Genomic DNA, 15,543 nt, shown 5'->3' with positions numbered 1-15,543 from the left:
AGGGGACAGGCCCCTTGGCTCTTTTTTATGAAATTGGGCCAGGGGACCTGTCCCCCTGGCTCCATAGAGTGTAGCTGCTAATCATTAATAATGTAGGTCACATGTATGACGTCTTCCTTGTCTTTACATCCTTCTAACTGATAAATCGTTTGTTTATTTTTGTCTAATTTCTTTATGCTTTCACACACATCTTCTTTTACTAATTGATCCCCAAATTCATCTTCTCTTGTATCCTTTATCGATGTTAATTGACCATTGGAATAGTTTAAGTCATGAATAATCGGATCGCCTTCGTCTGTGTAATTTACTACCCGGACTTCACTGTCCTTATTCAAAGAAACATCTGCTATGAATTTTTCAAGTAAACTAATATTCACAATGCTTCCATGTATATTAACTACATCATGCTTAGAAGGAGAATATTCGCCACAGCCTGAAAGAAAAAATAGCAATAAAAAGCTCATAAATAATTTCCTCATTTAATCACTCCCTAACAGTACGATATCTTCAATTATTGCGTATCAGAGGATTTGTTGTTGAAAAAGCGATCCGGCTTTTCTATATAATTTCTTGAAGGGCCAGCTGACAGAGCCATGCAGCTGGTCTTCTTTCATAAGTGACAGATTCATAAAAAAGGGAAAAATTTGAAACTCTTCACCGGGTGAACCGTATATTATATAAGGATATTATAAACGCATATTGAATATTCAGATAGGCGGTTTTGTTATGTACGTATATGGTGTTGAACCTGCTATTGGGGCGAGACTAGCCTTATTTTTAGCGATCAATCTATTATTGTTGTTTAGCTTCAATATATTAGTAAGAAAATGGTTTAAAGTGGAGAAGAAGAAATCCTTTTCTTATAACCATGTGAATGATAAACATATGAAGATTGATTGGACAATCAGGCTTACATCAATGGCCAGCATCTTGGTGGGATATGCGATAAACATCACAAGAGACCCATCAGACTGGTATTGGTTTTTACAGCCGTGGTTTTTCCTGCCAGTTTTTATCGTCATTTCTCAAGCAGTCACAGCAGTCATGGAAAAGAAGTATGCCCAGAATCCCAATGCCTATAAAGTAACACTCAGTGAGTTAATATTTATACTTATATTGTTTTTTACACTATACCAGACTGATTTTTGGGGATTAGGGTGAGCCAGGGGGACAGGTACCTTGGCTCTTTTTGGAACTGGGCCAGGGGACCTGTCCCCCTGGCTCCAAGAGGAGGGCGATTTTTATTAGGAAATCAGTTCAGTTCTTTATGCTTGTTTTTATTTTAGGTCTGTTTGGCTGCTCGAAAAATCACATAAATGACAATGATGTCTTAGAAATGCTGAAAATGTATAAAAAGGAACAGTATACAATTGAGGAGCCATCTGATCCACCCGCAAATGATGAAATAGTTCAACGCGTTAAGCCGTATTTAAGTACAGATACAATGGAGAAATTGAGTGCAAATCGTGTCTTTAGCATTGCACCGGAAATTGCGTCCAGCACAAACAAACCCATTAAGGTGAACAATGTTCAGATTAAAGAGTCGGAGAAGAATGAAGATGGTACGGTTGATTATGCTTATACTATAGAAATCCAGCTCGGCGAAGGTTCTAATGCAGAAGTCATTAAAAACAATGGACAATTAACCGTTTCATCTGAAGATGGCTTGAAAATTATTAGGGACTGGGAAGAAAAAGATCATTTTAAAAAATTTTATTAAAGTTTAGCTGCCAAACCAGGCGGCTTTTCTTATTCCGTAAAAAGGGCATTTTTATGAGAAGAAGATGTTAAGAGTGTCGTATTTCACACTAGATGTCTCTGACAGCATTTTTTATGAACATTTATGAACCGCAACCCCATAGTGCCTCGTCATTTATGTTGAAAGCCAAAGAAAGGGGGCTGAGCTGTGGAACCATTTAAAGATGGGGGAAGCGTTGAGTTCGATGAGATCGTTAAAGAATATGTAAATGATATCCGGAAAGTTGTTTACACATATGTTAGAAACCATCACACAATGGAAGATATTACTCAGGAAGTGTTTTGGTCTGCCTATCGGAATTTTGAGCAGTTTCGAGGAGAAAGCTCAGTAAAAACGTGGCTGATTAAAATAGCTGTTAATAAAGCAAAGGATTATTTAAAAAGCTGGCATTTCAGGACAATACAATTTACCAATCTAATAAAGGAGGATACCGCCAAACGAGATACAGAACAAATGGTGCTTGATCATGATAGGGACATGGAGCTCGCCAGGACCATTATGGATCTTCCAATCAAATATCGTGAAGTCATCCTCCTATACTATTATGAAGATTACGATACAGCCGAAATAAGTATCATCCTTGGCCTAAAGCAGAATACAGTAAAAACCAGATTAATCCGCGGAAGGGACTTGCTTAAAAGGAGGTTTGACTTTTAATGGATCAATACCAAAAGCAGATCAAACAGGCACTGGATAAACAATTCTTTGACCAGCTTACCTTATCAGAAACAGAAGCTGCCCATTTTGCCTCCAGTATTAAAAAGAAACCAGAGGAAAAGCCATCCAAGCGAATAGCATTTATTTTCCCTGCTCTAGCCGTAGGTTTTGTACTGTTGTTCTCCTTTCTCCTGGTTAAGCCTTTTGTAGAAGATATAAATAATGTATCAGCAAATATTCAAGAGCAGGCAACAGAAGAATTTGGTCATTCGGTGTTCATCCCGGAAATAGAAGGCTATTCCATTAACTTTGCAGCAATATCATATCCGCTTAATAAAGAGGCCGTGGATTTGACGATTGATTATGGTACAAACACAGGAAAATGGGATCAACCTTTCGCTAATGAAACGAACCGGGAAAGATGGGAAAAGGAGCAAAGTGCAGACCTTTTGTACGGACCCTATCAAGGAAAAAGGGCATTTAGCCTTCAATACCGCCCTAACCATTTATTCTTTGAAGGGGATAACGTAAAGGAAAGAGAACTCAATGGAATCTCCATGCAGTATGAACATATCCAAAGAGACAATGAACTTGTGATGGTAAGCTTTAAGTTGAATGAAGGAACCTATTTCATAGATTTTCTTATCAACGAGAACTTTACACTGGCCGATTCTGAAAAGGTTTTAGATGATATAACAAAACAAGTCAATAAAATTTCCAGGTGAAATTATTTGGGGATTGCCTGAAAAGCTGCCACCTCCTTTTTCTCGATACCATTTGCAGACCAATACGCTTTAGAACCAAGGGGTCTGTCCCCTTGGCAGAGGAGAGGATGAACAATTTTGCCAACGAATTTATACTTCGTACGTCATGCACATTCCACATATACACCTGACGAATTAGCAAGGCCTTTATCTAGCAGAGGCTTTGCTGATGCAGAAAGGATCAATGGCATTCTTGAGAAAGAAAACATCGATATTGTCATTTCCAGTCCATACAGGAGGTCTGTTCAAACGGTTGAGGGAGTCGCTAAAGTGATAGGTCAAGAGGTAATAATTGAAGATGGTTTTAAAGAACGGAACTTATCTGCAAAACCTGTTGAGGACTTTAATCTAGCTATTACAAAGGTATGGGAGGAACCTTCTTTTTCTTGGGAAGGCGGAGAATCTAATATCGATGCCCAGAAACGGGGGATTGAGGCAACACTAAAGGTATTAGAAACATATGAGGGTAAAAATATTGCAGTAGGAACACATGGCAATATAATGGTACTGATTATGAATTACTTTGATGAAAAATATGGTTTTAGTTTTTGGAAAGATCTTAATATGCCAGATGTCTACAAGTTAACTTTTGATAAAAGGGATCTGAAAGAGGTTAATAGAATTTGGAATCGGTAGAATGTTGCTCAACTACAGCTGCCAGTTTAGGTGGCTAATAAAAGGGTCAGATTTTAGACTAGGAAAAGCTTTTAAGAAGAGAGAAATATACATAAAATCTTTAGTGGGAGTTGGAAAGTTTGGAAAGCCATCAGTTACCTAAAGTAATACTTAGGGAGTTATCTCTTGATGATGTTGAGGACCGTTATAAATGGTGTCTGGATAGAGAGGTTATAAAGCATCTGAATATGCCAAGCAGATATCCGCCGTTTAGCAGGGAAGAGACAAAGACGTGGGTTGAAATGTGTATGAACCGAACGAATGGCTATGAACAAAGAGCGATTATGACGGAAGAAGGAAGGCATATTGGCTGGGTAGATTTGAAGAATATAGATCAATTGAATAAACATGCTGAACTGGGAATAGCCATCGGTGATAAAGATTACTGGCATAAGGGGTTTGGTTTAGCAGCTATGCAAGAAATGCTGAAGGTTGGCTTTAATGAATTAGGCTTAAATAAGATTTGGCTTAGGGTAGAAGTGGATAATGAAAAAGCAATTAAGTCATATAGTCGAGCAGGATATAAAGAAGAGGGTATCCTGAGGCAGGATAGATTGAGAAATGGAGAATTTGTTGACCGTCTGAGGATGAGCATTCTTAAAGATGAATTCTTCGGGTGACAGGCCATTGAGTAAAAAAAAAACAAGGGGACAGGTCCCTTGGCTCTTTTTAAGCTGGGCCAAGGGACCTGTCCCCTTGGCTTATTATGGGAGGATACCAAATGAACGTAACCTTATTACTTTGTCCTTATGAAGATAAAGCGGTACTTTCTAATCTGATTCAGTTATATCGTTATGACAGCAGTGAGTTTGATGGCCACGTTTTAAGTCAGCATGGTTTATATTCATATAAATACCTGGACCATCAATGGACAGAAGAGTACCGACGTCCGTTTATAGTTAAAGTTGATGGGGAAATAGCAGGGTTCGTATTAGTCATTCTTGATGTACCAAGAGAATTTACAAAACTGAGCAACGAGAAAAAAACAAACGTAATAAGCGATTTTTTCATCATGCGAAAGTTTAGAGGCAGAGGCATTGGCAGGCAAGTTGCTTTTTCTATATTCGAACAGTTTAAAGGTGTTTGGGAAGTGAGGCAAACCTCTGAAAATAAACCGGCATATGCTTTTTGGAAAAAGGTGATTGCTGAGTTTACTATAGACTCTTCATATCAAGAGGAAATATTGGAGAGTAATCTTTGGAAAGGTCCGGTTATGGTATTTCAGTCTAATTAAAGTGATGGATGTAATAAATCAGTTTGTTTCGATACACGGAGCATCTCAGGATTAAATTCCTGAGATTTTTTTATTTTTTCGAGAGTGAACGATTCGACGATCGTAATCGTATTAAAAGTAAAAAAACAATTGGGGTGGAGAAGAAAATGAATGAACTGTTAAATGCAATCCCATGGGAAGCGGTTGCGCCCATTCTTGTCTTACAGCTAATACTGATGACTGCCGCATTAGTTTCCTGCATTAGAGAAGAAAAAACGAACGGACCCAAATGGCTTTGGATTCTTATTATTCTCATGATCAACATTATAGGACCAGTGCTTTATTTTGTGGTTGGAAGGAGAAATGATTAATGGCGTTATTAAAGGCAGATGATCTAGTAAAAAGATTTGGAAATATGAATGCTGTTAAAGGAATCAATTTTTATATTGAAGAAGGCAGATGCGTTTCATTACTTGGACCAAATGGAGCAGGGAAAACAACGACGTTAAAAATGCTATCCGGATTGCTGGAGCCGACTTCTGGAAGCATTGATTTTAAAGGGAAAAAAGCAAAGGATTTAAGGCAGTTCATTGGGTATTTACCTCAATATCCTGCTTTCTTTAATTGGATGAGCGGAAAGGAGTTTCTTGTTTTCGCCGGCGAATTAGCAAAGCTGAGTCGGAAAGAAGCGGAGATAAGAAGTGAAAAATTACTTGAACGGGTGGGTCTGGCGGATGCGAAGAAAAGAAGAATAAGGGGGTATTCAGGCGGAATGAAGCAGCGGCTTGGATTGGCACAGGCACTCATTCACCGTCCAAGCCTGCTTATTTTAGATGAGCCTGTTTCAGCACTCGACCCGCTTGGGAGACGGGAAGTATTGGACATGATGAGGGAGATTAAAGAGGAAACCACCATTCTCTTCTCAACGCATGTCCTTCACGATGCAGAAGAAATAAGTGACGACATTCTTATCATGCATGCAGGGGAAATTGCGGTATCAGGCAGCCTGGGAAGTGTAATGGCAGAATATCAGCAGCCTATTATTCAAGTTGAATTCGAATCGCCGGCAGCCGATTGGCTTAAGAGCATAGCAGGTTACGGCTTTGTATCTGAAGTAAACATCCAGGGCAATAAGGCGAGCATTGTATTAAAAGATATGGTAGAAGGAAAGCAAAAATTGTTAAAAGATATCGTGGACCTCGAACTCCCGATCCGTAAGTTCGAGGTTTCCCAGACGACATTAGAGGATTTATTTATGAAAGTGGTGAAATCATGACACAATGGACTGTTCTTTATCGAAAAGAAATGCTGGAAATGGCGCGGAATTATAAAATCTTATGGATTCCCATTGTCTTTATTTTGCTGGGTGTGATGCAGCCGGTCAGTTCATACTATATGCCGGAAATTTTAGATACTTTTGGCGGTCTTCCAGAAGGTACAATCCTGGAAATGCCTGTTCCAACTGGCGGGGAAGTATTAATGGCGGTTCTATCCAATTATGGAATGCTGGGTGTACTTATTCTTGTATTGAGTGCAATGGGTGTCGTATCTGCAGAAAGACAGAGTGGGGCAGCGGGTATGGTGATGATTAAACCAGTTCCTTATTCCTCGTATATATTATCGAAATGGGCCGGGTTACTGACCATCACACTTCTTTCATTGTTTATCGGATATGCAGCTTCCTGGTATTATACGAAGATACTCATTGAAACAGTCGCTGTTGGGCAGGTATTTCAAAGTGCAGCGATCTACAGCATATGGTTAATTTTTATTGTTACACTAACGCTGTTTTTTAGCACGGTCATGAAAGGAAATGCCAGTGCCGCTTTTCTTACAATCCTTGTGGCCTTTGGTCTTTCGACGGTTACAAGCTTTCTGGAAAAGTATATGAAATGGAGTCCGGCTGCAATGACTGAACACACAGGACAGGTCTTATTATCAGGAAAACTGGATTCCAGTTTCTTGCCAGCCTTAATAACAACTATTGCTATTATCATCGTCATTCTTATCTCATCCATACAAATCTTTAAGCAAAAAGAGCTTTTGGAATGAGCCAAGGGGACAGGTCCCTTGGCTCGTTTTTAGGCTGTAGGCCATGGGGTCTGTCCCGGGGGCCTGTGGAACATGTCACTCAAACTATAAATAGCTTGTTTAAATCAGCTGCCAAACAGAAGTATTAATGTTGGTGTTAACTATACAAATTCCTTTTTATTATTTCAATTTTAAAAAAGCAATAAGCAGGAGGTGACTTCTAACTCCTTGCATTCAAGTAGAATGCCACAGATGAAGTTTTGAATATAGATATTTTCTACATTTAATTAAAATAAAGAGATCGGGAATTTGGTGGAGGAAATGGGGGCGGGGTAAAAAATGATTAGATTTATAATTAGATGGATTGGTGTGCTTATGACTACAAGTACAGTTCTTTTAATTGGATACGAAATAGTTAACGGATTTTTGGCTTTCATATATTTCACAATAGGTGGCATTCTCATGTTTTTATTTAGAAATAAAAGTAAAAAAAGCATTTGGGAATAACTTTATTCTTGGGGCGGCATAAAGGCTGAGCTTTATTAAGGTGAATATATCTAAATCGTAAAGTTCTTGCAGGTCAAACAGGTGTTCTTGTCGAAGCTAGACATATGAAATTCATTTAATTAGGGGTGGAAACGATGGCAGAGGTTTTGTTGTTACACCATGTTCTGGGCCGCACGAAAGGGATTGAAGCAATTGCCGATCAACTGAGAGATGCGGGGCATACTGTTCACGTGCCAGATTTATTTAAAGGCCGCGTATTTACCTCGCTGGAGGAAGGCTTGGCATTTGTGAAGGAAATTGGATTTGAAGAAGTGACGGCGCGCGGCGTTCGGGCAGCCACCGAGCTTTCACGCGATGTCGTCTATGCCGGTTTTTCACTCGGTGTCCCGGCAGCACAGCAGCTCGCTCAAACACGTGAGGGTGCGAGAGGGGCACTGTTTTTTCATGCATGCCTCCCGCCCTCAGTGTTCAAATCTGAGTGGCCGGCCGACTTGCCTGTGCAAATTCACGCCATGGACACAGATCCTTTCTTCGTTGAAGACGGTGACATCGACGCGGCCCGTGAGCTTGTGGCTTCGGCTGATCATGCTGAACTTTTTCTGTACGAAGGCAGGGAACATCTATTCACCGACAGCAGCTTACCGTCTTACGATGCTGTCGCGACGAAACTTGTGATCAAGAGGGTTCTCGACTTTCTCGCATAGTTGCTAACAAAAAAAAATCACCAGAGCTTGAGCTGGCTGTCAAACCAGGCAGCTTTTCTTATTTGACTATAGAGCTGTTTAGTTAGATCACAAATAGATGCAAGGAATTATATGAATTGATGTAGAACTACGTATTTTAAACTGAACTATTTAGTTAGTCTAAAAATCAAGGGACTATGAGGAGGGAATAGCTGATGGATTTGAAATATCCAATTGGCAATTTTCAATATGATGGTGAGATTACTAACAGCGTTACAAGGGATTGGATATATGAGATTGAAATTTTACCAAGATTGCTGCGGGATGCTGTAAAGGACTTAGATGATGAACAGCTTGATACACCTTATCGTTCAGGTGGGTGGACTGTTCGACAAGTAATACATCACCTTGCAGATAGTCATATGAATGCCTACGTTCGATTTAAATTGGCTCTTACAGAAAAAACACCTGTCATTAAACCATACGATGAAACGAATTGGGCGGAACTCTCTGATTATAAACTGCCAATTGATATCTCACTATCTTTGCTTGAAGCATTACACAAACGTTGGACTGGCCTTTTACGGAGTCTAATCCCAGCTGATATGGAAAAGACATTTATCCACCCGGATTCTGGTGAAGTTACAGTAGGCAAAAATATAGGAATCTACGCTTGGCACGGACGGCACCATCTTGCACATATTACGTCTTTGTGTAATCGTGAGGGCTGGTAATGGAAAAATAAGCATGGCAGGTACTGATACAGGGGTGTAAGCAGTCTTAATCGAATTGATAATTGCCAAAGGATGGTTGAAGAATGATAGTTTTTACGTTGGCAATCAAAAGGAGGATGAATGATGGTTGTATACCAAAGGCCAAGGAAAATAATATTAGATTTGGCAGTTACTTTAGATGGATTTATTGAAGGACCGAAAGGGGAAGTAGACTGGTGCATAATGGATCCTGATATGAACTTCAATAACTTCTTAAATGAAATCGATACTATTTTATATGGAAGAAAAAGTTATGATTTATGGGGTCAGTATATACCCGGTACTGAAGTGTCTGATACTGAAAAAGAAGCTTGGGAATTGATCCACAGTAAAAAGAAATACGTGTTTTCAAGAGCACAAAATAAGTCCGAAAATAACGTTTTATTTATAAATGAAGACATTAAGGAAGAAATAATCAAATTAAAGAACGAGCCTGGAAAAGATATTTGGCTCTATGGCGGGGCAAGTCTAATTACAACCTTTATAAACTTAAAGCTTGTAGATGAATTTAGATTGTCTGTTCATCCTGTTGTTCTAGGAGAAGGAAAACCCCTTTTTACTGACATTAAGCAACGGGTAAATCTAAAACTTGCTGAAACAAAAAAGTTTTCATCTGGAGTAGTTCAACTATGTTATCAGCTTGATGAGTAAGCCAAGGGGACAGGCCCCTTGGCTCTTTTTGAGGAAGTGGGTGTTATTAAGCAGAGAATTTCCTGTCAAGCAGAGCGAAGTTGTCCATTTCTCTTTGTTTTGAGTCAATAGTCAGAAATTCTCCGCTTATTTTTCAATCTGTCACTGATTCTTTCATTCAGGTCAGGGAAGGTCCGCTCTTTTAGGGCTGGTAGGGGAAGGGGGCTTTTTTTCAAAACCAGCTTCCCATTCCAGGAAGCTTTTCTTATGATTTAGAAAAGTTATTTTATTTTTTTCAAAAGACCGTCACAAACCTGTCTGTTTTTGTCGAAAGGTATACCGAAAAACAGATCAGGAGGAAACGGACTTGAAAAATAAGAAATCATTATTAAGCGGTGTCGCAGCATCAGCACTTCTTCTTTCTTCATTGGGGACAAGCGCTGTGTATGCGGATGAGAGTGCGGTTGAACAAAATGCAGATACGGAAGAAGTAGCGGAAGTTGATGTAAACGATGAAACGTCAGCCGCAGAAGAAAATTCAGCTGATACTGAAGCTGCAGCCGAGGAAGAAGTAACTGAAGAAGAAGCAGATGACAATGGGACAGCAGACAAGGATCAAGAGCTAGAAGAGGCACCGGCTTTAGTTCCTGGGGATTTCTTCTACTTTGTAAAGTCAATGATGGAAAAAGTAAGACTTGCTGTCACAATGGATGATTACAAGGAAGCGCGTCTTTTAGCTGACTTTGCAGCTGAGCGTATTGCCGAAGCAAATACACTGATTGCAGAGGGAAAAACGGATGAGGCTACAGCACTTTTAGAAGAGGCAATCGCTACTCAACAGGCAGCTGAGAGTTTAACAGATTCAGAAGATAGTGCCGGTGATGATACAGAAGCGACAGAAGAGACTGCTGAGGAAACTGAAGCAGCTGAGGGTCAGCCGGCTGAAGACACTGAAGGAACAACAGAAATAACGGAAGGCGAAGAACCTGGAGCAGAAGATGAAGGGACAGAAGATGAAGTTGAAGTAAAGCTTGCTCAAAACATCGATGCATTAGCTGCCGCATTGTCACATGTTAAAAACCCTACAGCTCAGAAGGCATTAATGAAGAATATTCAAAAGTCTTTCTCAAAATTAGACAAAAAACTTGCAATGCTTGAAGCAAAAGCAGAAAAATTTAAGGTTGAGACAACTGATGATGATAAAGCCGCTGAGGAAGAAGCCGCAGCAGATACTGAAACTGCAACAGAAGCAGCCTCAGAAGCAACAAAGGAAAAGACTGTTGAGGAAGCCGTAACAGAAGAAACAGTAATTGATGAACAAGCTGAGACTGAAGCTGCGGAAGAACCTAAAAAAACAGCTGCTGTTGCCCCTGAATTAACTAAGAAAGAGGAAGCAAAGGCTAAAGCAGCTGAAAAGCGTGCTGAAGGCCAGGCAACTGCTGCTGTTAAAAAGCAAGAAGCTCAAGAAAAGAAAACTGATAAGCAACAGCAAGTTCAAGAAAAGAAAGCAGATAAACAACTGCAGGTTCAAGAAAAGAAAGCAGATAAACAGCAGCAGGTTCAAGAAAAGAAAGTTGAAAGGCAGCAAGCAAACGAAAAGAAACAAAATGGCCAAAACACAGGCGCAGAAAATAATAAAGACCGCGGTAAAGGAAAAGAATAATACTTTTCATAAACCTGGTACTTCGAGTACTGGGTTTATTTTTTGCCTGTATGTCTTGGTTGCAGGTCTTAAGATTCATTTATAATTGAATGGCAGCGATTGATATAAGGTACTTACCTGAAATTTTCCCACCGGGTCTTTTAATTAAACAAGACAATGACAGCAACAAAACGCTCGGACGAAGAGCCCAAGCGTTTTTGTATGTTTTTAGGAAGTTATTTCTTTCGTTTCTTACACTTTTCCTCATTTTAACGGACTGCCTAAGCTAATTACCAGCATTTTATTATCTATGCCAACCCCTCCAGCCAGCCTTCTTTCTCCAGCCCCTCTCCCAAAGGAAATTCCAGCCTGAAAACAGTCCCCCTATGTTTGACAGAAGAGACATGAATGCTCCCGCCATGCAGCTCGGCGATGGCGCGGGCGATGCTCATGCCGAGGCCGGCGCCTTCTGTTTGTTCGTCTGTGCTTGTGCCGCGGAAGTAGCGGTCGAAGAGGTGCCTGACTGTTTCTTCGTCCATTCCTGTACCGTTGTCAGAGATGGAGACAATGGCGGTTCCCCCCTGTCTGCTGACTGAGGCGGTAATGCTAGTGCCCTTTGGGTTATGCTTGATGCAGTTATAGATAAGGTTATCGAGCATCCGCTCAAACCAGCGTATATCTGCTTGTATAAAAAGAGCTGTATTTGCACCTTCAAAGTTAAAGGGAACATCCTCAAGGGTGCGGTCGTTGACAAATTTCAGCATGATGCCTCGCACAAGTTCATTCAGATCGGCAGGCTTCAGCTGATGGGGGAGCGACTGATTTTTGAGCTGGAAGGCAAGGGAGAAGTCCTCAATGAGGGCGGTCATATAATCTCCTTTTTCCCGGATCATTTTGCCCATGTCCAGAAGCTCCTCTTCTGTCCAGCGGTACTGCCCGCTTTCAAGCAGATGGGCATAGCCCTGGATCGTTGAAAGGGGTGTCCGGAGATCGTGGGAAATGCCGGTCATCCACTCTTCACGCGTTTTGTCCAGCCGGTCCCTTTCCTTGTCTGAGGCAGAAAGCTTTTCAGCCATTTCGTAAAAGGCCCCGATCACTTCTTTATAAAGCTTGTATCTCAGGCGCACCTTTCCATTATTACGGAAGACCTTTTTGCGTTCTTTCTCTGTCAGCACTTCCTCGTAATTTCCGTAGCCCATCCTTTCCAGCCAGCCGGTGAAGAGAAGGAGAGGCTGGCCGTACCGGAAGCCATGCCAGAAGGAAATGCCTATGGTCAAGGCGAGCAGGACAGCTGCGAGGATGACGATGACCCTCATTACCTCGGAGAGAAACGCAAATCCTTCAGGCTCTGCCTCTTGCCTGGGTGTGTGCATAATCCAAGTGAAACCCGATTCCGGATCATTGAAGATCGTTGTATGGGTTTCGAATTTTCCCGGTGATTTTGTCCTGACAAGCACATCGAGCGGCTTGTAGTCTTCCTTCATTATTTCAGACCCGGCGGATTGGACAATTTTCCCTTCCTGGTTTACCACATGGATGGAGCCTTCCAATGGCTCTAATTCCCGTTCAAGCTTCTTCAGGTTTTCATCAGGGAGCCTGCCGCTGCTGGAATACTGTGAAAACCAGCGCTGGAGGCTCTCCAGCTCATTGTTTTCATAGCCGAGCATATAAAAATAAGGGTCTTTAAAAGTGGTGTCGACCTCGGAGTAAACATAGAAGCCTTCATATTGATTCGTTTTTTCAATCTGGAGGATCTCGCTGACAGAGTATGAGTCAGGCAGGAGTTCAGGCGTATTTTCAGACCCGATGACCTTTCCTTCCATATCTACAACCTGCACCCAGAGATTCCGTTCTTCGAGCTGATGCTTCCAGGCATCGCTGATGGTGGCCTTGTTATCTTCAATCAGCGTATCGATCGTAATGCCTTCCAGGGCACCCGCGGGCCAATTTTGCTTCATCTCTTCTCTGTTTAAATGCATCAGCAGCACAAATAGAAGCACCAGAGAAAAAATCGCGACAAACACGATAATGGAAATGAACTGAAGAGAGAAGTGAAGGGCGAGCCTGCGCCTGAGCGACTTCATCCTTATTTCCCCTTCACCAGCTTGTAGCCCAGCCCGCGCACGGTCACGAGCAGTTCCGGATGGCTCGGGTCTTTTTCGATTCTTTCCCTAATCCTCCGAATATGTACCGTAACGGTATTGTCATCCACAAAGCTGTCAAAGCCCCATACGGCTTCCAGCATCTGCGTTTTTGAGATGACGGTGTTCGGATGCTGGCACAAATACTGCAGAAGGAGAAATACCTGGGCAGGCGTCTGTACGGCCTTGCCCTCAACAATCAGGTCCCCTGCCTCTTCGTCCAGGATAAAACGCCCGAAATCATGCTTTCTGCCAGCCTCTTTTAAAGCAGGGGAAGGAGCCTGATTCCGCCGGAGCCTTGCCTTGATCCTCGCTGCGATTTCAAGCGGGTTGAAGGGCTTGGTAATATAATCGTCCCCGCCGATCGCAAATCCAGTCAGCACTTCAAGGTCAGAGACGCGCGCTGTTAAAAATAGAATATAAGCGTCTGAGATCTCCCTGATTTTCGGGCAGATATCAAAGCCGCTCTGTCCGGGAAGCATGACATCAAGCACCACGATATCAATGGGGTGCCGGGAAACACACTCAAGCGCCTCTTCTGCTGTATAAGCTGTATGTATAGAGCTGAATCCTTCTTTTCTCAGAACAGTCTCCATTAATTTAACAATTGATTTCTCATCATCTACTAATAAAATTTCTGCATTTTCCACTTTTGCCCACCTCGGTCACTATCGTAGCACAGAAACCTTACGAGCATATTAACAACTTTTTCAAAAGTTTATCAGAAAGTAAACTTCTGTTTCTTCAAGGGAAATAGAAGCGGACTATACTAAGTGATAGATTTTAAGCTTCCTAATTAGGAAAGCAGATAAAGGAGTATGAAAATGGACGGGGAAAATAGGCGGATTCACGTAATCGATGGAATGAGGGGCTTTAGCCTGCTGGGTATCCTGGCAGCTAATATGCTGATTTTTCAATACGGAATGTTTGGGAAAGATGAGATGGAGGCTTTTTCACCTTCAGGGCTGGATCACTTCCTGCATGAGTTTTTGAAGGTTTTTGTTGAGAGCAGCTTCATGCCGATCTTCACTTTTTTATTCGGCTATTCTTTGATCAAGCTGAAAGAGGGGCTTGAAGATAAAGGTTTGAAATATAGAAGGCATCTGGTGCGGAGGTTTTTCCTGCTCCTTGTGCTGGGCGGATTGCACGGCGGTCTTCTGTGGGAAGGCGATATTCTTTTTTCTTATGGAATCATGGGCTTCTTTCTGCTCTTCTTCCTGAACAGGAAAAAGAAAACCCTGCTAGTATGGGGCATAGTGCTGTTGATTCTTGCTTCCTTCATGGGATATGGCCTGCATACAGAGGTCCCAGCCGAAGAAGCAAAGAGGATGGAAGAGTATGTGGCCGATACAAATAAAATATTCGGCACAGGCACATACAGTGAGATTTCTCTTCATCGAAGCAATGCCGATCCTTTCGGCATGCCGGACTCTTTTTACCTGTTCATGATGCTGGCCATGCCATTCATCACAGCGCCATTATTCCTGTTTGGCATGTATGCTGCCAGGCGCCGCGCCTTCCATGAAATCGGCAGGAATAAAAGCAGATATCTGCTGTGGGGAGGTATCCTCGCCGGAGCGGGAATACTGCTGAAAGCTTCGCCGCTCATGGTGCAGGAAACAGGCTGGACGGGTGTTCTGTATATGTTTGGAGGAAATATCTTATCACTGGGCTACATCTTCCTTTTTGCCTGGCTGTACGCGGTGATAGGAAGATTCGTCCTATTCAGGACCTTTGAAAGTGTTGGACGGCTTTCGCTGAGTAATTATCTATTGCAGTCTGTTATCTGCACCACTGTGTTTTATGGCTATGGCCTGGGAATGTTCGGCAAACTTGGCGTACTGGCAGGCATCCTGCTGACGGTGGCGATCTACAGCATCCAGCTGGCCGGAAGCTATTTCTATCTGAAGTGGTTCCGTACCGGCCCGTTTGAAAAAATCATGCGGATGTGGACCTATTTCTCCTTATCAGGAAGACCTAAGGCGAAGAAAGCCAAGGAAGCAGGCGACCTTCTTGCAGAAGCACAATGACGGAAAGACCTGGAACTTATGCCTTCCGGGTCTTTTTG

18 protein-coding genes are annotated in these 15,543 nt (G+C 42.0%); 15 read left to right on the top strand and 3 right to left on the bottom strand.

The window, feature by feature from the left end; translation table 11 throughout:
* Positions 1 to 77: 77 nt before the first annotated feature.
* Positions 78 to 479, bottom strand: coding sequence for a DUF4362 domain-containing protein (locus Q9R36_RS10335; RefSeq protein WP_311225061.1), 402 nt, complete (start codon positions 477 to 479; stop codon positions 78 to 80).
* Between the two features lie 247 nt (positions 480 to 726).
* Here Q9R36_RS10335 and Q9R36_RS10330 point away from each other — a divergent pair, with 247 nt between their 5' ends.
* The 14 genes from Q9R36_RS10330 (at position 727) to Q9R36_RS10265 (ending at position 11,355) form a co-directional block, all read left to right on the top strand.
* Positions 727 to 1,161: a DUF4181 domain-containing protein gene (locus tag Q9R36_RS10330; protein ID WP_311225060.1), complete on the top strand. Its 435-nt coding sequence runs from the start codon at positions 727 to 729 to the stop codon at positions 1,159 to 1,161.
* A gap of 175 nt (positions 1,162 to 1,336) precedes the next feature.
* On the top strand, positions 1,337 to 1,720 hold the full coding sequence (locus tag Q9R36_RS10325; RefSeq protein ID WP_157638544.1) for a hypothetical protein: 384 nt from the start codon (positions 1,337 to 1,339) through the stop codon (positions 1,718 to 1,720).
* Between the two features lie 186 nt (positions 1,721 to 1,906).
* Positions 1,907 to 2,416 carry a sigma-70 family RNA polymerase sigma factor gene (locus tag Q9R36_RS10320; RefSeq protein WP_311225059.1) on the top strand — a complete coding sequence of 170 codons (510 nt, stop codon included), beginning with the start codon at positions 1,907 to 1,909 and terminating at the stop codon, positions 2,414 to 2,416.
* On the top strand, positions 2,416 to 3,141 hold the full coding sequence (locus tag Q9R36_RS10315; RefSeq protein ID WP_009792299.1) for a hypothetical protein: 726 nt from the start codon (positions 2,416 to 2,418) through the stop codon (positions 3,139 to 3,141). The genes Q9R36_RS10320 and Q9R36_RS10315 overlap by 1 nt, the downstream gene beginning before the upstream one ends.
* Positions 3,142 to 3,258: 117 nt before the next feature.
* Entirely contained in the window at positions 3,259 to 3,816 is a 558-nt protein-coding gene (locus tag Q9R36_RS10310) for a histidine phosphatase family protein (RefSeq protein ID WP_009792298.1), read from the top strand.
* A gap of 110 nt (positions 3,817 to 3,926) precedes the next feature.
* Entirely contained in the window at positions 3,927 to 4,475 is a 549-nt protein-coding gene (locus Q9R36_RS10305) for a GNAT family N-acetyltransferase (protein WP_094768109.1), read from the top strand.
* Positions 4,476 to 4,576: 101 nt separating this feature from the next.
* Entirely contained in the window at positions 4,577 to 5,089 is a 513-nt protein-coding gene (locus tag Q9R36_RS10300; protein WP_311225058.1) for a GNAT family N-acetyltransferase, read from the top strand.
* Between the two features lie 146 nt (positions 5,090 to 5,235).
* Positions 5,236 to 5,439, top strand: a complete 204-nt coding sequence (locus tag Q9R36_RS10295; protein ID WP_094768177.1) for a PLDc N-terminal domain-containing protein — start codon at positions 5,236 to 5,238, stop codon at positions 5,437 to 5,439.
* A complete protein-coding gene (locus Q9R36_RS10290; protein ID WP_311225057.1) occupies positions 5,439 to 6,344 on the top strand; it encodes an ABC transporter ATP-binding protein in 906 nt (301 codons plus the stop codon). The genes Q9R36_RS10295 and Q9R36_RS10290 overlap by 1 nt, the downstream gene beginning before the upstream one ends.
* Positions 6,341 to 7,120, top strand: coding sequence for an ABC transporter permease (locus Q9R36_RS10285; RefSeq protein ID WP_311225056.1), 780 nt, complete (start codon positions 6,341 to 6,343; stop codon positions 7,118 to 7,120). The genes Q9R36_RS10290 and Q9R36_RS10285 overlap by 4 nt, the downstream gene beginning before the upstream one ends.
* Before the next feature lie 620 nt (positions 7,121 to 7,740).
* A complete protein-coding gene (locus tag Q9R36_RS10280) occupies positions 7,741 to 8,310 on the top strand; it encodes a dienelactone hydrolase family protein (RefSeq protein ID WP_009792291.1) in 570 nt (189 codons plus the stop codon).
* 191 nt (positions 8,311 to 8,501) lie between these two features.
* Positions 8,502 to 9,023 carry a YfiT family bacillithiol transferase gene (locus Q9R36_RS10275; RefSeq protein ID WP_170939481.1) on the top strand — a complete coding sequence of 174 codons (522 nt, stop codon included), beginning with the start codon at positions 8,502 to 8,504 and terminating at the stop codon, positions 9,021 to 9,023.
* A gap of 123 nt (positions 9,024 to 9,146) precedes the next feature.
* On the top strand, positions 9,147 to 9,713 hold the full coding sequence (locus tag Q9R36_RS10270; RefSeq protein ID WP_311225145.1) for a dihydrofolate reductase family protein: 567 nt from the start codon (positions 9,147 to 9,149) through the stop codon (positions 9,711 to 9,713).
* 421 nt (positions 9,714 to 10,134) lie between these two features.
* A complete protein-coding gene (locus tag Q9R36_RS10265; RefSeq protein WP_311225144.1) occupies positions 10,135 to 11,355 on the top strand; it encodes a DUF5667 domain-containing protein in 1,221 nt (406 codons plus the stop codon).
* 287 nt (positions 11,356 to 11,642) lie between these two features.
* Here Q9R36_RS10265 and Q9R36_RS10260 read toward each other — a convergent pair whose 3' ends face one another.
* Positions 11,643 to 13,418 (bottom strand): sensor histidine kinase, encoded by a 1,776-nt coding sequence (locus Q9R36_RS10260; protein WP_311225055.1) that lies wholly within the window; start codon positions 13,416 to 13,418, stop codon positions 11,643 to 11,645.
* A gap of 2 nt (positions 13,419 to 13,420) precedes the next feature.
* Positions 13,421 to 14,125: a response regulator transcription factor gene (locus tag Q9R36_RS10255; RefSeq protein ID WP_311225054.1), complete on the bottom strand. Its 705-nt coding sequence runs from the start codon at positions 14,123 to 14,125 to the stop codon at positions 13,421 to 13,423.
* Between the two features lie 174 nt (positions 14,126 to 14,299).
* Here Q9R36_RS10255 and Q9R36_RS10250 point away from each other — a divergent pair, with 174 nt between their 5' ends.
* Positions 14,300 to 15,505 carry a DUF418 domain-containing protein gene (locus tag Q9R36_RS10250; protein ID WP_311225053.1) on the top strand — a complete coding sequence of 402 codons (1,206 nt, stop codon included), beginning with the start codon at positions 14,300 to 14,302 and terminating at the stop codon, positions 15,503 to 15,505.
* The last annotated feature ends 38 nt before the right edge of the window (positions 15,506 to 15,543 follow it).

This window comes from Bacillus sp. AG4(2022) (genome assembly GCF_031844465.1).
Taxonomy (GTDB): domain Bacteria; phylum Bacillota; class Bacilli; order Bacillales; family Cytobacillaceae; genus Bacillus_AB; species Bacillus_AB infantis.
The sequence above is the reverse complement of the archived record's forward strand: the minus strand, read 5'-3'. Positions and strand labels throughout refer to the sequence as shown.

Bases quoted from the DNA above. Each gene is read 5' to 3' on its own strand.
- Q9R36_RS10335 (WP_311225061.1), bottom strand. From the start codon at position 479: ATGAGGAAATTATTTATGAGCTTTTTATTGCTATTTTTTCTTTCAGGC.
- Q9R36_RS10330 (WP_311225060.1), top strand. From the start codon at position 727: ATGTACGTATATGGTGTTGAACCTGCTATTGGGGCGAGACTAGCCTTA.
- Q9R36_RS10325 (WP_157638544.1), top strand. From the start codon at position 1,337: ATGCTGAAAATGTATAAAAAGGAACAGTATACAATTGAGGAGCCATCT.
- Q9R36_RS10315 (WP_009792299.1), top strand. From the start codon at position 2,416: ATGGATCAATACCAAAAGCAGATCAAACAGGCACTGGATAAACAATTC.
- Q9R36_RS10300 (WP_311225058.1), top strand. From the start codon at position 4,577: ATGAACGTAACCTTATTACTTTGTCCTTATGAAGATAAAGCGGTACTT.
- Q9R36_RS10295 (WP_094768177.1), top strand. From the start codon at position 5,236: ATGAATGAACTGTTAAATGCAATCCCATGGGAAGCGGTTGCGCCCATT.
- Q9R36_RS10290 (WP_311225057.1), top strand. From the start codon at position 5,439: ATGGCGTTATTAAAGGCAGATGATCTAGTAAAAAGATTTGGAAATATG.
- Q9R36_RS10285 (WP_311225056.1), top strand. From the start codon at position 6,341: ATGACACAATGGACTGTTCTTTATCGAAAAGAAATGCTGGAAATGGCG.
- Q9R36_RS10280 (WP_009792291.1), top strand. From the start codon at position 7,741: ATGGCAGAGGTTTTGTTGTTACACCATGTTCTGGGCCGCACGAAAGGG.
- Q9R36_RS10270 (WP_311225145.1), top strand. From the start codon at position 9,147: ATGGTTGTATACCAAAGGCCAAGGAAAATAATATTAGATTTGGCAGTT.
- Q9R36_RS10260 (WP_311225055.1), bottom strand. From the start codon at position 13,418: ATGAAGTCGCTCAGGCGCAGGCTCGCCCTTCACTTCTCTCTTCAGTTC.
- Q9R36_RS10250 (WP_311225053.1), top strand. From the start codon at position 14,300: ATGGACGGGGAAAATAGGCGGATTCACGTAATCGATGGAATGAGGGGC.